This window comes from Rhizobium sp. BK376 (assembly GCF_004341625.1).
Lineage (GTDB): Bacteria > Pseudomonadota > Alphaproteobacteria > Rhizobiales > Rhizobiaceae > Rhizobium.
Window position 1 is genome coordinate 423,886 of record NZ_SLZG01000003.1, and the last position, 16,781, is coordinate 440,666.

The window sequence follows — 16,781 nt, forward strand, 5'->3', positions numbered from 1 at the left end:
AGGGTTATCGGAAGTAATTGGGATATCCGCCCTGTGGCCCACGGCATGGCAGGCTTGCAAAACATTACACCATATGGTGTAATGTAGGCATGGATCACTTGACGGATATATTGACGGCGATTTCGCATCCCACGCGCCGCGCGATCATCGGGCAGCTGGCCAATGGGCCGGCGCGCTTCCTGGATATCGCAAAACCCTTCGACACGGCCCTGAACGCGGTGACGAAACACCTGAAGCTCTTGGAAAGGGCCGGCCTGATCGAACGCCGGAAACAGGGCCGCGAAGTCTTCATCTCGTTCCGGGCCGAACCGCTTCGCGAGGTGGCTGAATGGATGAACGAATACGAGCACTTCTGGAACGAGCGCCTCGATCAATTCGAGGGTTACTTCAAGGAGAGGAACAGGGAGGAGAAAGACAGCAAATGAGGGCAACTGCAGAAACCGTGGCAATCAAGCTCGAACGGACGATCCCGGCGTCGCCGGGCAAGGTATTCGATGCCTGGCTCGATCCCAGCATTCCCGGCACACCCTGGCATGGAAACGAGAAACTGATCGTCGATCCCACGGTCGATGGGCTCTGGTACTGGCTCTCCCTCGGCAGCACGCCGCACTATGGGCGGTTCCTTGACATGGAACGGCCGGGCCTGATCCGCATATCCTGGATGTCGCCAAATACGCTGGGCCTGGAATCGACGGTCACCGTCACATTCGAGCAGGATGGCGAGGGCACGCTCCTGACCCTGGTGCACTCCGGCCTGCCCAACGACGAGATGGCAAGGGCTCACGAGAAGGGCTGGGGCGCCATCTCCGAACGATTCAGCGACATCTTTGCCGGCGGATCGCGCCGCAGTGCCTGATAGCCGCCCGTCCATCAATCAGGCGCGATGACGCCCAATTGCTCGAGGAATTAGCCATGACCGATACCCCGCCCGACGATGTGATCCGCCTCTGGCCCGAGGGGCCGCCGACCAGGCTGGAGGGCGTGGGGCCGGAAATCATCTTCAGCAAACCGGTCGGCACGGCCAGGTCCGCGACGATGCTGCGCAACGTGTCGGAGCCGACGCTCAGCGTCTTCAGGCCGGAAAGGCCGAACGGCGTCGGCGTGATCGTCTGCCCCGGCGGCGGCTGGCGCATCCTGGCGATGGAGCACGAGGGGACTGACGTCGCAAGCTGGCTGACGGCTGCGGGCTACACCGCCTTTCTGCTGAAATACCGGGTGCATGGCACGCCGGAAGCGCCTGAAGACTACGAAGCCTGGGAGCAGGCACTGATATCAGGCATCGACATGCCGCAGCGAGGGCGCAAGGCGCTGCGCGGCATGGACGAGGTGACGCCATACGGGATATTTGATGCTGCCCGGCAAGCCGCCGCTGACGACGGCCGCCGCGCCATCGCCATCGTGCGCGAACGGGCGGCAGAATGGGGGCTCTCGGCGGACAAGGTCGGCATGATCGGCTTCTCCGCCGGCGCGTTTCTGGTAACCGATGTGGCGCTCGATCCGCGCGCAGCCCCGCTCGCCTTCGCAGCACCGATCTATGGCGGCGAAACCCGGGGACGTCAGGTGCCTGAAGATGCCCCGCCGCTCTTCACCGTCGTCGCGCAGGACGACATCGTCGCCTACCGCATGGTCGAACGCCTCTATTCCGACTGGACCGACGCCGATCGCTCCGCCGAAATGCACATCTACCGCCGGGGCGAGCACGGCTTCGGCATGGCGAAGCAGGGGATGCCATCGGACGGATGGATCAATCTGTTTCGCGATTGGCTGGCGGATTTGGGCTTGAGCTAATCGTCAAGCAAGCCCCGTCGATATCTGCTCCCCCGTCAGAAGCGGTCACGCCACAGCCGCTGCGCCTGCTCAAGCCCCCAATTTCGGCTAAGCCCTACGTTGTATTTCTCATTTATTTAGGCGATGCTAATGTTGCGAGGGGTGGCTTAAACGTCGGGCAAGCCAATTCAGGCTCCGGAACGTAAGCCAATACATCGGGGGAGAAAATGAAAGTCACACGTCGTACCGTGTCGCTCGGCGGCATTGCCTTGCTTGCTGCAACCTCGCTTTCACCTGCACATGCCGTCGATGATCCGCTCGTCGATCCCTTCGAGGGGAGAAGCGATTTCTGGCTCGCCGTCGATGCGTATATCTACGGCTATCCGTTGGTAACGATGGAGATGACGCGTCGGGTGGTGACCAACGTCCCCAAGGTCAAGGGTACGAAAGGGCCGATGGGGCAGATCATCAAGCTGCGTGAATATCCCGATGCATCGTTCAAGGATGTCACGGCGCCGAATGCGGATACGCTCTACACGACGGCATTCATCGATGTGGAGAAGGAACCCTGGGTCTTTTCGATCCCTGACATGAAGGACCGGTATTTCCTGTTTCCCATGCTTGACGGATGGACCACGGTCTTCCAGGTGCCGGGCAAGAGAACGACGGGCGGCGGAGCGCAAACCTATGCGATCACCGGTCCCGGATGGAAGGGCGAACTCCCCGACGGCGTCACGGAATACAAGTCGCCGACCAGCATCGTCTGGATACTCGGACGCATCTATTGCACCGGCACGCCGGAGGACTACAAGGAAGTCCACGCCTTGCAGGATGAATGCAAGCTCGTCCCGCTCAGCAGCTACGGCAAGGAGTGGCAACCGCCGCTCGGCAAGGTCGATCCCAAGATCGATATGAAGGCAGCGGTCCGCGACCAGGTCAACCGGATGAATGCGGTCGAATATTTCACGCTACTCGCTGAGCTTTTGAAGGCCAATCCGCCCTCTGACGCCGACGCCGACATGGTTGCCAGGATGGCAGAAATCGGGATCGTGCCGGGGCAGGATTTCGACAAGAGCAAGCTGGATGCGCATTTCATCAAGCGCATCCCCGAAATCGCATTCGGGCGCATCATGCTGCACTTCAAGGCAAGCGACGGCGACATCAAGGATGTTAACGGCTGGGGCTACACGACCAAGACAGGCATCTACGGAACGGATTATGTGCAGCGGGCTCTGATTGCGGCCATCGGGCTTGGCGCCAACCGTCCCGAGGATGCCATCTATCCGACCTCGACGAAATCGAAGGACAGAGTTCTCGCCCGCGCCTATCGCGGGTCGGAAAATTATATCCTGACCTTTCCCAAGGACCAGATGCCGCCCGTGCGGGGGTTCTGGTCGATAACGATGTATAACGACAAGTATTTCTTCGTCGAAAATCCGCTCAACCGCTATTCGATCAGTGCGCGGCAGGATCTGAAGGCCAATCCGGATGGTTCGGTCGACATATACATCCAGAACAAATCTCCCGGCGCCGACAAGGAATCCAACTGGCTGCCCGCACCAAAGGAAAAGTTCATCCTGATGATGCGGCTCTATTGGCCGGACGACAAATCGCCGTCGATCCTCGATGGATCATGGGTGATACCCTCAGTCACGAAGGCGTGACAGCGGACCAAGAGATCGCAAGGGAGGGCCGGCCGGCATCCCTTGCGATGACGCCCGAGGTCAGTTCACGGGTGTGAGAACCGGAGCGCCCTTGTTCTTGAGCAGCACGACGACGAATTTCGCCGGCTTCGTCTTGCTCGCATTGCGGCCGACCACGTGAATGTCGGAAGGACCTTCGTAGTAGGTCTCCCCCGGCGACAGGGTGACTTCCTTTTCTCCCTTCACCTGCATCACGATCTGGCCTTCCAGAACGTAGACGAAGGCGTTGGCGTCATGCTTGTGGATGGGATCGGCGGCTCCCGGTCCATATTCGACCAATATCATCAGCCCCTCCTTGCCCGGATAGTTTGGCAGGTCCTTTTGCATGAGCGGCGTGACGTGGACTTCATTTTCGGCGGCAACCGCCAAGGTGCCGGGCAGGCAAAGTGCAGCCGACACAACGAGCCTTAACAAAGTTGAATTCATGGTCGTAGTCCCTGTGGTTGTTGATGAGAGCGGGGCACAGATTTCATAAATCCAGCAACGAATCCCCGGGCGCGATGTGCGGCACCCGTTGCGAAGTCGAGCCGACGAAGGTGGTGGTTTCGGCAAGCGGCGCCCGGCCCGTGCGGATGTAGGGTTCCTTGACGTCCTCGTAGCCGATCGACATGCCGCAGAAGAGCATGAGCCCTTCGGGCGGCGACAGGATCTCGGCAACGGTCTTGCGATAGACCGACCAGGCCATCTGGGTGCAGCTGTGCAACCCTTCGCCGCGCAGAAGCAGCATGACTGTTTGAAGATACATGCCGAGATCGGCCCATTGGGGGAAACCGAGATCGCGGCTGACGTAGCAGAACAGGGCGGCGGGCGCGCCAAAGCACTTCCAGTTCGCGGAAGCCGCTCTCTGGCTCGCCTCCCAGTCGCCATCGGCAATGCCGAGCGCGCTGTAGCGCTCATGACCGAAGGTGGACCGGCGTTCGCGATAGGGAGACTTCAGCGCGGACGGGTACATTTCATATTCCCGCTCGTCCCAGGGGTCCCCTGCGACCACGCGTTTGCCGGCGCGCTTCTTCAGCTCGGCAAGCGGCGCGCCCGTCACCACATAGATGTTCCACGGCTGGATATTCGATCCGGACGGAGCCCAGGCAGCAGCGGAAAACACGCGCTCCAGCACCTCGCTCGGGACCTCCCGATCGACAAACCCACGCACCGCCCGCCGGCTTTTGACAGCCTCATACACGTCCATGACCACTCGCCTTCTCTGCTATGCCCTTGGCAACCAGAAAGGTACCAAGCCGGGATAGGCGGACCAATTCTGCGGAGTGTTTGGCGAGGCACGACGTTTGATCAGGCGAAGGCATACGGAAGGTTAGGTGAAGTCATGCCGGCGCCGAGGTTAATTCGGGTTTAGCGGATGGATTCGGGGGTGTGCGTCTGGATGGCGAACCGGAGAAGACTTGCTGCGGTCTGCTCGTCGAACCGCCGCAAGGCGTCGCCGTCACCCTCTCATGGTTACTTCCGGCCGAAAGTGGCGAAATGATAATGCCGTTTAATTCCTTTCACCCATAAGACAATCATGTGACTCTAGGTGCAGAAATATTGACTCATTTCACCAATGACGCTCAATTGTTGAGGCCCGACTCAATCTAAGGTGACGTTGCTGCAATGAAGGAAATTCAACTACCGAGAGATGCCCTTCAGCGCGTTGATCTAGGAAAGGCATTTGCTGAGTACGATATAATTAGACGGTCAGCCGAGTTGTTCGTGTCGACGCCCGCAACACTTGCGGCGCTCAACAAATCTAACAATAGTTGTTTTTTTATTGGAAGGCGCGGCAGCGGAAAAACAGCTATTACAATAGAAATGGAGAGGAAGTCTCCACGCACGGTCACCATACTTCCTCAAATATTTGACCTAATCAAACTTCCGCTCGACGTCGCTGATTTTAAGGACACAAGGCAACGGCCATTCAAATCCCTCGTCTACGCGGTAGAAAGAGCGCTCCTCGGTGAATTAATAAAGCAATGGATTAAGGATAAAAAATTCGACTATGGAAGCGCACCGGATGTCGTCCAAAAAGAGCGTACGCTCATCGAGAATTTGGACTTCGAAGAGCGGTTTCTCAATCTATGCGACGAGATTTTCCAAGCTTTTCAGTCGGACAACGAAAGACTATGGCTGCGACAAATTAAGAGACGAGACGAACTTTTTAGAGCGATACAAGTTTACGGCGACGATGCTAACTATCACTATACCTTTCTTATTGATCGTCTCGATGAGTCGTGGGATGGGTCTGATACGGCGATTATTTGCCTGATGGCACTTATGCACGCGTCAGTGCGTCTCATTGCTAGCAATCCGTGCATTAAGCCATGTGTGTTTATTCGCGAAAATATTTACGATAGGATAAAAGCCGTCGACAATGAGTTTTCGAGGCTCGAGACGTCAGTAGTGTTTTTAGAGTGGACGGAAGCAAAGCTCGCTGAGTTCGTTGCACGACGTCTAGTTCACCCCTTCAATACAAAACCTAAGTTAGTCGATGCGTGGGGCTATTTCTTTCAAGAGGATAAGCCCGGTGACGCTATACAGCGCGTGATGGCATTGAGCCAACATCGACCGCGCGATGTGCTTATGTTGTGTGACTACGCAATTAAATCAGCGATAAATGAAAACCATCAAAAAATACAAGATTCTGATCTTAGAGATGCTGAAAAGAGATACAGTACGAGTAGATTGAAGGATTTGGGGGATGAGTATGCGGAAAATTATCCGAATATAAGCGTTATTATCGAGTATTTCTTTGGACTTGGCAATGAATTTACCATCTCTGCAATCGAGGATTTTATACAAAAACTATTACTTGAAGAAAAAATAAACAAGCATTGCAGTTCATGGTTCTACGATTATACCGTGCCGTTCAGATTTGTTGAGCTGTTTTATTCAATCGGATTTCTGGGACTGAGGGGAAAGCGAGGAGTCGTTTACAAAGATACCGGCGCGGACGCTAACACCAAGCCGTTGATTGATCATGCGACCACCTTCGTTGTCCACCCGACCTATTCTGCGGCCCTGAATCTTCGTCCGATTGTACTGAGTAATCTCTCAGAAGAAACAATACTACAGCATGAAGGAATTCTGGAGGACCTGCCTGATAGTTTTGGCTTGGACGAGTACAAGGAAACATTGAAAAAGACACTTGAAGATTTAAAGACTCTTCCCGTGGGAAGTGAGGGAGCAACTAGATTTGAAGATATCGTGGGCACGGTCATTAAGCTATGTTTTTTTAGGTACCTGACTAACGTGCAAGCAAAAGAGCGGACATACGACAGTTCTGTTATTAGGGACTGGATTGCATCAAATAGAGCGCCAAGCGGGTTCTGGGAGATGATTAGGCAAAAGCATGGTGCAACGCAGGTAGTGTGGGAATGCAAGAACTACGAAGATCTTCACTCTGATGATTTTCATCAGGTCCAGTACTATCTGAATAAAACTTCTGGCTACTTTGGGATAATCGCGTACCGAGGCGATAAGATAAAAGACAGCTATTTTAAGCACATATCGGCGATCGCAAATAAGAATGACAACGGCATAGTCATGCCGATCACTCAAAAGGATCTAGAGGTATTCCTTCGACAGGCAATTAAAGGCACGTCGAAGGAGAACCACATTCAAGACAGATATGACAATATCATCAGAATGATCTCATAAAGCAGTTGCGGCACGCAGGTGGGCGGAACCTAACTAGGTTTGAAGCAGCCGCACGAACCTGTCTTTATAGTGCGACGGTTCAGGTCGGCTAATGGTGAGGTCGCATTAGATCCAAAGCGGCCCTCGATATTCAATTGACGCCGCTGTTCTGGCGAGCCGGATAAGCGATAACAATCACTTATCCTCCTCTACATCCCCACCCCCATCACCCATGCCTACAATGCCCCCGCTTCCGTCGCCGGAGTGTTTCGCGAGACGTTCGCGGGCAGGCGGGGGCCGGCGCTTTCGTTTGATCCGTAACGTGCGGGAAGGGCGGAAGAGGTGAAAGTCGTGGGTAAGTATCGGGTTACTGATGTCTGCCCTATCAAGCCTCCCCCGGGCAGCCGTGCCCGGTTCGGTTGAGCCGTGCAAGTGGCAGGATTTCCCGAAAGGAAATCGCGAATGAAGCCATGCAGCGAGGCGAGGTGATCACCTGTAGGGGAGGGATGCCCCGAAAGAACGCCGAAGGCCACGCGAATGCGGAGCCACAGATTTATACAAAAATGAGGTTCCGCATTCGTGTGGGCTCTCCGATCAATTGGAGCAACGCATGCGGCCGGATTGGCCGCGTGGATGATGGAGCATGTCCGGAAGGGGATGGCGATGAAAAGCGAAGAGGAACGACGCCGGGAGATGGAGGAGGACAGGCGGCTCTTCATGCCCGGCCTTACCTATGGCGAGTACCGAAGGCTCACAGAGCGCGAGCAGCACCGCGCCTGTCAGAAGCTCACCAGCTCCCGGCCACCGTTCTCGGCTATTGGAAGAGCTGCAGCCTTTCCCCCTGTCGCCGCGCCAAGCGCTGCAAGGGGTTCCTGACGGAAGCGCAATATGAAGAGCGCTATCACCGTGCCTGTCCGCCCTGCGTCGGCAAGAGCGTGGAGCGCCATGCGGAAATCGTGAAGACGCTCAATGCGCTGGTGGAGCGGGCGAAGGAACTGCAGCGGGCCAGGGAAGAAAAGGGCCGGAAATGAAAATCTGCGGTCAGCACCCGGACCGGACCCGGTACGGCGCAAGCCAGGCTAGCGCTGTGGGGGCGGCCTATCGCCCCGCCGCCTCGAAGGTCTCGCCGGCAGCGACGTCGGCCGCCAGCTTCACCACCCCTTGCGCCCCATCATGCGCGGCAAGCCAGCGGCTGACCTTGCAGGCCGCCTTGGCGTAGAGGTCGCGGGTCTGGGCGCTCTCCACCCAGGCGTCGCGGGTGGTCGGCATGTCTGCCTCCGGCTCGAGGATGCATCGGTCGGCAGTCCCTTCCGGTTTCAGGTAGCGCGGATCGTTGGAAATATTGACGGCAAGGCCCTCGTCGAACCATTGCGGAATGGCCTTGTTCCAGGTCTTCTCAAGCCCGAGCCGGCTGTGCAGCTCGATATGGGAAAGCTCGTGGGCGGCGATGACTGCGTTTTCGCCGCGCGGCGAGAGGAAGAGCGCCTTGTCGAGCAGCGCGATCCCATGCGATTTGCCGCCCATCGGGTCGTAGCAGGCATCGGTCTTGCAGATCAGGATGCGCGGATTGCCGTCGAGCGCGCCGTAAAATGTCTTCACCCGATCGCGCGCCTGCGCCACGATCGCCTGCGCGTCCTGGCGCTCCTGCGCCGTCATCGATTTTTCGAGATAGAGATTGCCGCCCATGTCGGCAAAGCCATAGCAGGAAGGGCAGGCGACGGCCGCAGCCGCCGGATAGGCAAAGGCGATTGCCGCAACCGCGGCGACAAGAAAGGCCACAAGGCCAAGAATCAGTCTCATGATGTCTCCTCCACGCTCCCGGCGCACAGAGATAGGCGGCAGATTGTGGCAAGCTGGCGGCAAGGTGGCCGCCAGGCCTTTCAAGCGCATGAGCGGCAGAATTCTCCGGCAATCTCTAATTTATCATCCTACGATAACCCCATCGTAAGCTCTGCAGACCACTATGGGCGCCAATCAACTATTATGATCGGCTCCAGGGACAGCTTGGCATTGGCGATGCGCTTCGTTCATTTCAGACTCATTGGCCCCACCATTGCCGGCATAGCACTGCTGATCCTCGGGATGGCGACCTTCCCCTATTATGGCGTCGCCCGGATCGATGCCGAGGCGCGGCATCGGCAGGAAGCGCTGGTCGAGCGCAATATCGCGCTCTGGATCAGCGATATCGAATTTTCGCTGACCGCCTGGACCATCTGGGACGAGGCGATCGCAAATCTGGACAACACCTTCAATTTCGAATGGACTGACCGCAACATCGGCGCTTCGCTAATCGGCACCTCGCGAACGCGCTTTGCGGCTGTTCTGAATTCCAGCGATGCGATCCTCTATTCGCGAACGGACGATACGGTGAAAGCCCGCCCATTCTTCATGAGAGGGCCGGCCGCAATCGTAAAGGATGCGTCTCAGCTCGTGGCAAACGTGCGCGAAAGGGAACTCACGCCTGCCAAGCCCGGCATTCCCAAGCCCGTTGCCATCAGCCGAATAGAGGTTTTGGGGGAAGAGGCCGTTCTTCTTTCCGCCAGCCTGTTTCAGCCGGATTTCGGCACAGCCAAGCCGAAGGGCGATCGCGCGCCGATCCTGATCACGGCGATGCCGATCGCCGGCAGTCTGCAGGATTTTTTCGGAGAGCGCTTTCTGCTTGACGACGCGCATGTCAGCCCGCTGTCGTCAGTTACATCAGACCGCGCCCGCGTAGAAATCGCCGTGGGTTCGGAAGGCGAGGTCGAGGTCCTCTCCTGGCGGCCGCCCGCACCGGCGGCGGATGTGCTTTACCAGTCGCTGCCGCTGATCGTGACCGTCAGCCTTGTTCTCCTGGCCGGCGGTTTCTTCCTCGTCCGTATGTCCCAGGGGACAGCGCAGATGCTGGTCAGCCGCGAGCGGCAGATGCGGCACGCGGCCACGCATGATTTCCTGACGGGCATCGCCAATCGCTCGCTGCTGGCTGAAGAATTCAAGACGCTGTCTGACGCCGGACCATTGATGGTCGTCTGCATCGATCTCGACGGCTTCAAGGGCGTCAACGATAGCCATGGTCATGCGATGGGTGACGAGCTGTTGAAAGTCGTCGCCGCAAGGCTTCGGTCGGGAACGCGGGAGGAGGACCGGCTTTTCCGTCTGGGCGGCGACGAATTCGCGATCCTGATGCCAGACCTGTCGCTTGCGGAAGCCGAGCAGGTTTGCCGCCGCCTGTCTGCCTCGCTCTCAAGCCCGATCGCCCTGCCGCGTTGCAATATTGCCATCGGCGCCTCGTTCGGGATCAGCGAGGTCGCGGACAAGGACACGACCTGCGATGCCGCCCTCAATGCGGCGGACGCCATGCTCTACCAGGCAAAGTCCCTCGGCCGCGGCAGCGTTGTCACGGCCTCGAACGTGGCCGCGTCAGGGTCCGAAAAGGATGTCCGTCGGTCGGCCGCGGCGCGCCGTTGAACGCTAGAGGTTGCGGTACATGACAAGCGCGTCGACATAGCCTTCGGTCGGATGAAGGAATGCGCCGGGGAGGCGGCCGACGACATCGAAGCCGACGGAGGTCCAGAGCTTTACCGCCCGCACATTGCTGCTGATGACGAAATTGAACTGCATCGCCCGAAATCCGCGCTCTCTGGCATGATCGAGCGAATGCTCGTGCATCCTGCGGGCAACGCCCTTTCCGCCGGCCGCGGGGTCGACCATATAGCCGCAATTGCAGACATGCCGTCCGCCACCCGCCTGGTTGGCCTTGATGTAATAGGTCCCGACGATAGCGCCCTGGTCTTCGGTAACGAACGTTTCGCGGTCCGGTCCCAGCCAGTAGGCAAGCGCATCCGCTTCGGAAAGATCAGGATCCAGCGCGTAAGTTTCCCCAGCGCGGATCGTCGGGCCTATAATCCCCCATATCGCGCTTCGATCACTCTCAACTACCGGGCGTATAAGCATGTTACCGTCCGTTCGCTCCATAGAACACTTTAGATGCTCTAGCTCACCGCCTCCACGGTGAATAGCAGAAAGATTGGCGGATAATGTCGGGTGGCGTCCACCCCCTTCGTCCTTGGACTATCATCAACCGAAGAGGAGACATGCCATGACCGAAAAGGTGGAGATGAAGGGCGAGAAAGCCGCGATCGAGGCGGTGCTTGCCGCCTGGGGCGACGCGATCGGCGCCAAGCGAGCGGTAGAGGCGGAATCCTATCTCACGGAAGACGTCGTGCAATATACGCTGGCGCCGCCGCTGCAATACAAGGGCCGGGATGCCGAAGACCTGCAGCAATGGTTCGACACCTGGGACGGGCCGATCGGCGGCGATGTCCGCGATACGGAGCTGATCGCCGGTGCTGATGTGGCCCTCTGGCGCGGGCTGGTACACATGACCGGCACCAAGACAGATGGCGTCAAGGTCGATCTCTGGTTCCGCCAGACCGTCGGGCTCAGGAAGATCAGCGGTGATTGGAAGATCGCCCATGTGCATGGCTCGGTGCCCTTCGCCATGGATGGCAGCGGCCTCGCCGAGCTTGGATTGAAACCCTAGGCCGGAACAGCGGCCTGCCGCTCTGTGAAAAGAAGCGGAAGTTCGCTGAGCCTGTTTGACATCTTTGCCCATGAAGATAATCTGCGTATATGCAATATGCGCGGGTATGCCTTCGGCTGCCGATGCATGACGGCGGCCGGTCTCTCATTGCCCGGCCCGATGACAGCGGAACGGCCCGGGCCGTGTCGTTCCTCCTTCCAAAACCGGCCACGCTCTGGGAGGAGTGACATGAAAGATGATAATCCGGCGCTGAAGAGCGCTGTCCACAAGGCGACCATGCGGCTTCTGCCCTTCCTCGGGCTCATGCTGGTCCTGAACTTTCTCGATCGTTCCAACGTCGGCTTTGCCAAGACGGCCTACCAGGCCGATACCGGCATTTCGGATGCGGCCTATGCGCTCGGCGCCGGCATCCTCTACCTCGGCTACGCCACTTTCGAAGTGCCGAGCAACCTCATCATGCAGCGCGTCGGCGCCCGTCTCTGGCTCTCCCGCATCATGATCACCTGGGGCATCGTCTCTGCCTGCATGGTCTTTGCCCATACCGCGACGACCTATTACATCGTCCGCTTCATGCTCGGCGTCTGCGAGGCCGGCTTCTATCCGGGCGTGCTGCTCTATCTGACCTACTGGTTCCCCGCCAAGGAACGCGCCCGCGCCACCGGCCTCTTCTATCTCGGCGTGCCCCTTTCGCTCGTCATCGGCGCTCCGCTTTCCGGCTGGCTGCTGACGCACCATGATGTCTTCGGGCTCAGCAACTGGCAGTGGATGTTTGCGGTTGAGGGCCTTGCGGCGACGATCGTCGGCATTGTCGGCCTCTTTTACCTGACGAGCCGTCCCAGCGAGGCGAAATGGCTCACCAATGAAGAGAAGAAGGCGCTGACTTCAGTCATCGAGGCCGAGGAGCGCGGCAAGCTCTCCGAGGTGCGCCACTCCGTCTTCAGCGTGCTTAAGGATTGGCGCGTGCTGGCCTTCATCGGCATATATCTCTTCATCCAGGTCGGCGTCGGCCCCATCACCTTCTATTTCCCGGCCCGTCTGGCGCAGGCCATGGGCGGCAGCATCAACACCTGGGTCGGCGTGCTGCTCGGCCTGCCCTGGTTCTGCGCGCTGATCGCAACCCGCATCTTCACGGTCTATGCAGACAAGCACGACAATCACCGCATCGTCTGCATCGTCATGCTGACGCTCGGCACCATCGCACTCGGCACGATCGGCCTGACCATGAACCCGTGGGTGATGGTGATCGCCGCCTGCATCGCCGTTCCGGGCCTTGCCTCCTCGCAGCCGGTCTTCTGGAGCCTGCCGACGCGCTATCTCGGCGGCGTCGGGGCTGCGAGCGGCATCGCCTTCATCGTCTCGCTCGGCAATCTCGGCAGCTTCGCCTCGCCGCAGATCAAGGCCTATGTCGATGCAGCGACCGGAAATGGCGATATCGGCTTCTATATTCTCGCCGGTTGCTGCTTCCTCTCGGTGCTGCTCCTGATCGCCCTCGGCTCGCATCGCCGCTGGATCGTCGACAGTGCTCCGGCTGCAAGCGGTAGCCGCGCCCACTGATCCCGAAAAGGGGAGCGCCTGCCCGCAGGCGCTCCCTAAACCATGGTCCCGGAAAGGGTCGATTTCACTGCGCCGCAGCGCGCTTCAGGCTCGAAACCTGGGCAAGATAGGCGCGAAGCGCCGCCGGACGCACCGGCTTCTGTTGCAGGCCGATGCCATATTTCTCCGCCTCGGCGCGCACATCGGGCGAACGGTCGGCAGTGATCAGAAGGGCAGGCAGGTCGCCGCCGAATGTCTCGCGTAGCTTGCCTATGGCCTCGATGCCGGTGCCGTCGCCGAGATGATAATCCGCGATGACGAGGTCCGGGGCTCCATTCGCCGGCATCGCGGCGAGCCCCGCGATCGATTCCGCCGTGAGCACATCGCAACCCCAGCCGGAAATCAGAAGCCGCATGCCTTCGAGAATATTCGTCTCGTTGTCGATGCACAAAACGCGAAGGCCCCTGAGCGTCTGAGCGACTCCATCGGACGAGGTGGTCGCCGCTACAGCCTTGGTATCCGATTGCGTCAGGTCGATCGGAATGGTGACACGGAAATCCGTGCCACGGCCCGGTACCGAGCGCAGCTCGACGGGATGGTCGAGCACGCGGGAGATGCGGTCGACGATCGAAAGCCCGAGCCCCAGCCCCGATGCGGTGCGCGCACCTTCGTCCAATCGGGCAAATTCCTTGAAGACGGTGCGGAATTTCGAAGCCGGAATGCCGATGCCTGAATCCATGACCTGAATGACAACGGATTTGCCCCGCCGTCTCACACCGATCAGCACCTTGCCGGTGACGGTATATTTGATGGCATTGGAGACGAGATTCTGCACGAGGCGGCGCAGGAGATTGGGATCCGAGCGTACTTTCAGCTTCGTCGGCATGACGACGAGCTTGAGCTTCTTTTCGCGGGCAATCGGCGCAAAATCCGTCTCGATGCGTTCCAGGAGACCTGATAGCGCGACAGTCCCGAATCGCGGCTTCATCGCACCCGTGTCGAGCCGGGAAATGTCGAGAACGGCACCCAGGATCGCCTCGACCGATTCCAGCGCGGAGTCGATGTTGCGGACGACCGGACTGTTTTCGCTCTCGCCCAGCCGCTCGACCAGCGCCGAGGAATAAAGCCGGGCCGCATTGAGAGGCTGCAGGATATCGTGGCCGGCTGCCGCAAAGAAGCGCGTCTTGCCGATATTGGCCTCGTCGGCGGCAGCCCTTGCTTCGCCGAGCTCCCGGTTGACGCGGGTGAGCTCGGCCGTGCGTTCGGCAACACGCTGTTCCAAGGTTTCGTTGGCCTGTTTCAATGCCTTGTCGGCGGCGACGCGCTGCGTAATGTCCGTGAGTGTTGCGACGAAGCCCTTGTCCGGCATGGCGTTGGAGCGCACTTCGATGATGCGCTCCCCGCTGGCAAGAACCAGCGGAAACGGCTTGCCGAGCGTCAGGAAATGGCGAACGACTTGGCTTTGGTCGGCGGCAGCTATGTCGCCGCGATCGCTGAGGATGGCGACGATATCGGCGAGCGGATATCCGACTTGCCCGACATTCTCTGGCAGGTCGAGAAGCTGACGGAAGCGCCGGTTCCAGATGGTGAGCCGGTGATGGGAATCGAAGACGGCGATACCCTGCTCCATCTGCGAAAGCGCCGTCTGCAGCATGTCCTGGTTATACTGCAGCGCCTCGCTCGCCTGATCGAGGAGCCAGGCCGTATCTGCCGAGGCATCCTCGGTTTTCTGCAGGATAAGCGACAGCACCAGCCTTGCCGAGGACGAGCCGATGGCGCTGCCGAGAAGCTGTTCGGAAAAATGAATGAGCGCCATGTCTGCCGGCTGGTCGTCCTCGAGCCGTCGCCCGGCCGTGCGCTCATAGGTGTTGAAGGAACGCTGCATACGCTCCTCGCCGAGATAGCGGGCGATGGCGATCTTGAGGTCCCCGACGCTGAGCCGCGTCTTCCACCCCCGCGTTGCAAATTGCGAACGGGAATGCCGCTTGACGAAAATGCCGGCCTGGATGCGCTCCAGCGGCCGGGCGTTGCGGGTCAGCGATCCGAGGATGAAGGCTGCCGTATTCACCAGAAGGCTCAGCACCGTCGCGTTGACCAGGGGATCGGCGGTCGGTGCGGCAAAGAGGCTCGCGCCGGGAAAGACGAAGGAGAGGATGGCAGAGGAAACCTGCGAGTAATCCGGCCCGCCGAGGCTCGGCAGGAACAGCAGATAGGCCCAGGTAACGAAACCGAAGCAGAGCCCGAGGATTGCGCCGCGGGCGTTTGCCCGTCGCCAGATCAGACCGCCGAACAGGGCAGGGGCCATCTGCGCGATCGCGGCGAAGGAAAGAAGGCCGATCGAGGCGAGGCCGGTCGTGCTATCCGTGGAACGATAATAGGCATAGCCGAGCAGCATGACGCCGAAGATCGCCGTCCGCCTGATATGCAGCAGCTTGTGACCGAAATCGTCGCGTTGCAGGCCTATCCCCATCAGCTTTCGCCTGAGGAAAATCGGCATGATGATATCGTTGGAGACCATGATCGACAGCGCCACCGATTCCACGATCACCATGGCCGTGGCTGCGGAGAAACCGCCGATGAAGGTGATGAGCGAGACGACAGGAATCTGTCCCATGAGCGGCAGCGACAGGACATAGAGATCCGCATTGCCGTGTCCCTCGAAGAGCAGCACGCCACCGATCGCCACGGGGATGACGAAGAGATTGATCGCGACCAGGTAGAGCGGAAAAAGGAAGCCGGCGAAGCGCAGTTCCTTGGCGCTGTGGTTCTCGACCACGGCCACATGGAACTGCCGGGGCAGCATGATGATCGCAAAGGCCGACAGCAATGTCAGCGTGATCCAGCGGCTGAGTGGTGTCTTGTATTCGAGGGCAGCCATTGCCGTGTCGTTCGCGGTCATCTTGGCCCAAAGGTCGCCGGGTCCGCTGAAGAGAAGCCACATGACGCAGAAACCGAGCGTCAGGAAGGCCAAAAGCTTGACGAGAGACTCCATCGCGATGGCAAGGATCAAACCGTCCTGATGCTCGGTAGCATCCGTGTGGCGCGTGCCGAACATCGTGGCAAAGCAGGCGAGCACGATCGTGACGATCAGCGGCAGGTCGAGAAAATAGAGGTTGCCGCTGCCGATGCCGTAATCCGACGGATTGACCATCGCCGACACGCTGGCGGAAACCGCCTTGAGCTGCAAAGCGATATAGGGGATCGCTCCGACCAGGGAGATCAGCGCCACGATCATCGCGACGGTGGAATTCTTCCCGTAGCGTGCGGCGATAAAGTCGGCGACGGAGGTCAGTTTCTCCGCCTTGGCAAGTTCGATGATCCGGCGAAGGATCGGCATGCCGAGCGTGAAGACCAGGATCGGCCCGATATAGATGCCGAGAAACTCCAGTCCCTTTTGAGAGGCGAGGCCGACGCTGCCGAAATAGGTCCAGGATGTGCAGTAGATGGCGAGGCTGAGCGCGTAGACCAGCGGGCGGCCGTGCAGCGGCGACGCCTGCAGGCGGCTCTTTCTGTCTCCATAGCTGGCGACTGCGAACAGCAGCAACAGATAGCCGAACGCGGAGCCGAATATGACCCATCCTGGAAGCATCGACCCTCCCGGCATCTTTCTCCCCCGGGGCAGTTTAGGT

Annotated in this window: 14 protein-coding genes; 9 read left to right on the plus strand and 5 right to left on the minus strand. The window is 59.2% G+C overall.

The window, feature by feature from the left end:
• Positions 1 to 89 precede the first annotated feature (89 nt).
• The 4 genes from EV561_RS10495 (at position 90) to EV561_RS10510 (ending at position 3,431) form a co-directional block, all read left to right on the plus strand.
• Positions 90 to 425, plus strand: a complete 336-nt coding sequence (locus EV561_RS10495) for a metalloregulator ArsR/SmtB family transcription factor (RefSeq protein ID WP_132521033.1) — start codon at positions 90 to 92, stop codon at positions 423 to 425.
• Positions 422 to 856, plus strand: coding sequence for an SRPBCC domain-containing protein (locus EV561_RS10500; RefSeq protein ID WP_132521035.1), 435 nt, complete (start codon positions 422 to 424; stop codon positions 854 to 856). Before EV561_RS10495 ends, EV561_RS10500 begins: the two co-directional genes overlap by 4 nt.
• Before the next feature lie 56 nt (positions 857 to 912).
• The gene (locus EV561_RS10505) at positions 913 to 1,788 is read left to right on the plus strand and encodes a dienelactone hydrolase family protein (RefSeq protein WP_132521037.1); all 876 of its coding nucleotides are present in this window, start codon (positions 913 to 915) and stop codon (positions 1,786 to 1,788) included.
• A gap of 206 nt (positions 1,789 to 1,994) precedes the next feature.
• Positions 1,995 to 3,431 carry a DUF1254 domain-containing protein gene (locus tag EV561_RS10510; RefSeq protein WP_132521039.1) on the plus strand — a complete coding sequence of 479 codons (1,437 nt, stop codon included), beginning with the start codon at positions 1,995 to 1,997 and terminating at the stop codon, positions 3,429 to 3,431.
• 60 nt (positions 3,432 to 3,491) lie between these two features.
• On the opposite strand, the gene EV561_RS10515 is transcribed toward EV561_RS10510, so the two are convergent.
• Positions 3,492 to 3,896 (minus strand): cupin domain-containing protein, encoded by a 405-nt coding sequence (locus EV561_RS10515; RefSeq protein WP_207910512.1) that lies wholly within the window; start codon positions 3,894 to 3,896, stop codon positions 3,492 to 3,494.
• A gap of 43 nt (positions 3,897 to 3,939) precedes the next feature.
• On the minus strand, positions 3,940 to 4,656 hold the full coding sequence (locus EV561_RS10520; RefSeq protein WP_132521041.1) for a nitroreductase: 717 nt from the start codon (positions 4,654 to 4,656) through the stop codon (positions 3,940 to 3,942).
• 419 nt (positions 4,657 to 5,075) lie between these two features.
• On the opposite strand from EV561_RS10520, the gene EV561_RS10525 reads away from it, so the two are divergent.
• Both EV561_RS10525 and EV561_RS10530 read left to right on the plus strand, forming a co-directional pair.
• Positions 5,076 to 7,118, plus strand: a complete 2,043-nt coding sequence (locus EV561_RS10525) for a transposase (RefSeq protein WP_132521043.1) — start codon at positions 5,076 to 5,078, stop codon at positions 7,116 to 7,118.
• Positions 7,119 to 7,726: 608 nt separating this feature from the next.
• Positions 7,727 to 8,128 (plus strand): hypothetical protein, encoded by a 402-nt coding sequence (locus EV561_RS10530; protein WP_132521045.1) that lies wholly within the window; start codon positions 7,727 to 7,729, stop codon positions 8,126 to 8,128.
• Between the two features lie 67 nt (positions 8,129 to 8,195).
• On the opposite strand, the gene EV561_RS37155 is transcribed toward EV561_RS10530, so the two are convergent.
• Positions 8,196 to 8,897, minus strand: coding sequence for a hypothetical protein (locus EV561_RS37155; RefSeq protein WP_165927790.1), 702 nt, complete (start codon positions 8,895 to 8,897; stop codon positions 8,196 to 8,198).
• 216 nt (positions 8,898 to 9,113) lie between these two features.
• On the opposite strand from EV561_RS37155, the gene EV561_RS37160 reads away from it, so the two are divergent.
• Complete coding sequence (locus tag EV561_RS37160) at positions 9,114 to 10,544, plus strand: diguanylate cyclase (RefSeq protein ID WP_165927791.1); 1,431 nt, start codon at positions 9,114 to 9,116, stop codon at positions 10,542 to 10,544.
• A 3-nt stretch (positions 10,545 to 10,547) separates the two neighbouring features.
• Here the strand turns inward: EV561_RS37160 and EV561_RS10540 are convergent, their stop codons facing one another.
• A complete protein-coding gene (locus tag EV561_RS10540; RefSeq protein ID WP_132521049.1) occupies positions 10,548 to 11,030 on the minus strand; it encodes a GNAT family N-acetyltransferase in 483 nt (160 codons plus the stop codon).
• 145 nt (positions 11,031 to 11,175) lie between these two features.
• Between EV561_RS10540 and EV561_RS10545 the strand changes: the two genes are divergently transcribed.
• Together EV561_RS10545 and EV561_RS10550 are read left to right on the plus strand one after the other, a co-directional pair.
• The gene (locus EV561_RS10545) at positions 11,176 to 11,619 is read left to right on the plus strand and encodes a nuclear transport factor 2 family protein (protein WP_132521051.1); all 444 of its coding nucleotides are present in this window, start codon (positions 11,176 to 11,178) and stop codon (positions 11,617 to 11,619) included.
• Positions 11,620 to 11,847: 228 nt separating this feature from the next.
• Positions 11,848 to 13,173 carry an MFS transporter gene (locus EV561_RS10550; protein ID WP_132521053.1) on the plus strand — a complete coding sequence of 442 codons (1,326 nt, stop codon included), beginning with the start codon at positions 11,848 to 11,850 and terminating at the stop codon, positions 13,171 to 13,173.
• A 64-nt stretch (positions 13,174 to 13,237) separates the two neighbouring features.
• Here the strand turns inward: EV561_RS10550 and EV561_RS10555 are convergent, their stop codons facing one another.
• Positions 13,238 to 16,741, minus strand: a complete 3,504-nt coding sequence (locus tag EV561_RS10555) for a PAS domain-containing hybrid sensor histidine kinase/response regulator (protein ID WP_132521055.1) — start codon at positions 16,739 to 16,741, stop codon at positions 13,238 to 13,240.
• Positions 16,742 to 16,781 lie beyond the last annotated feature (40 nt).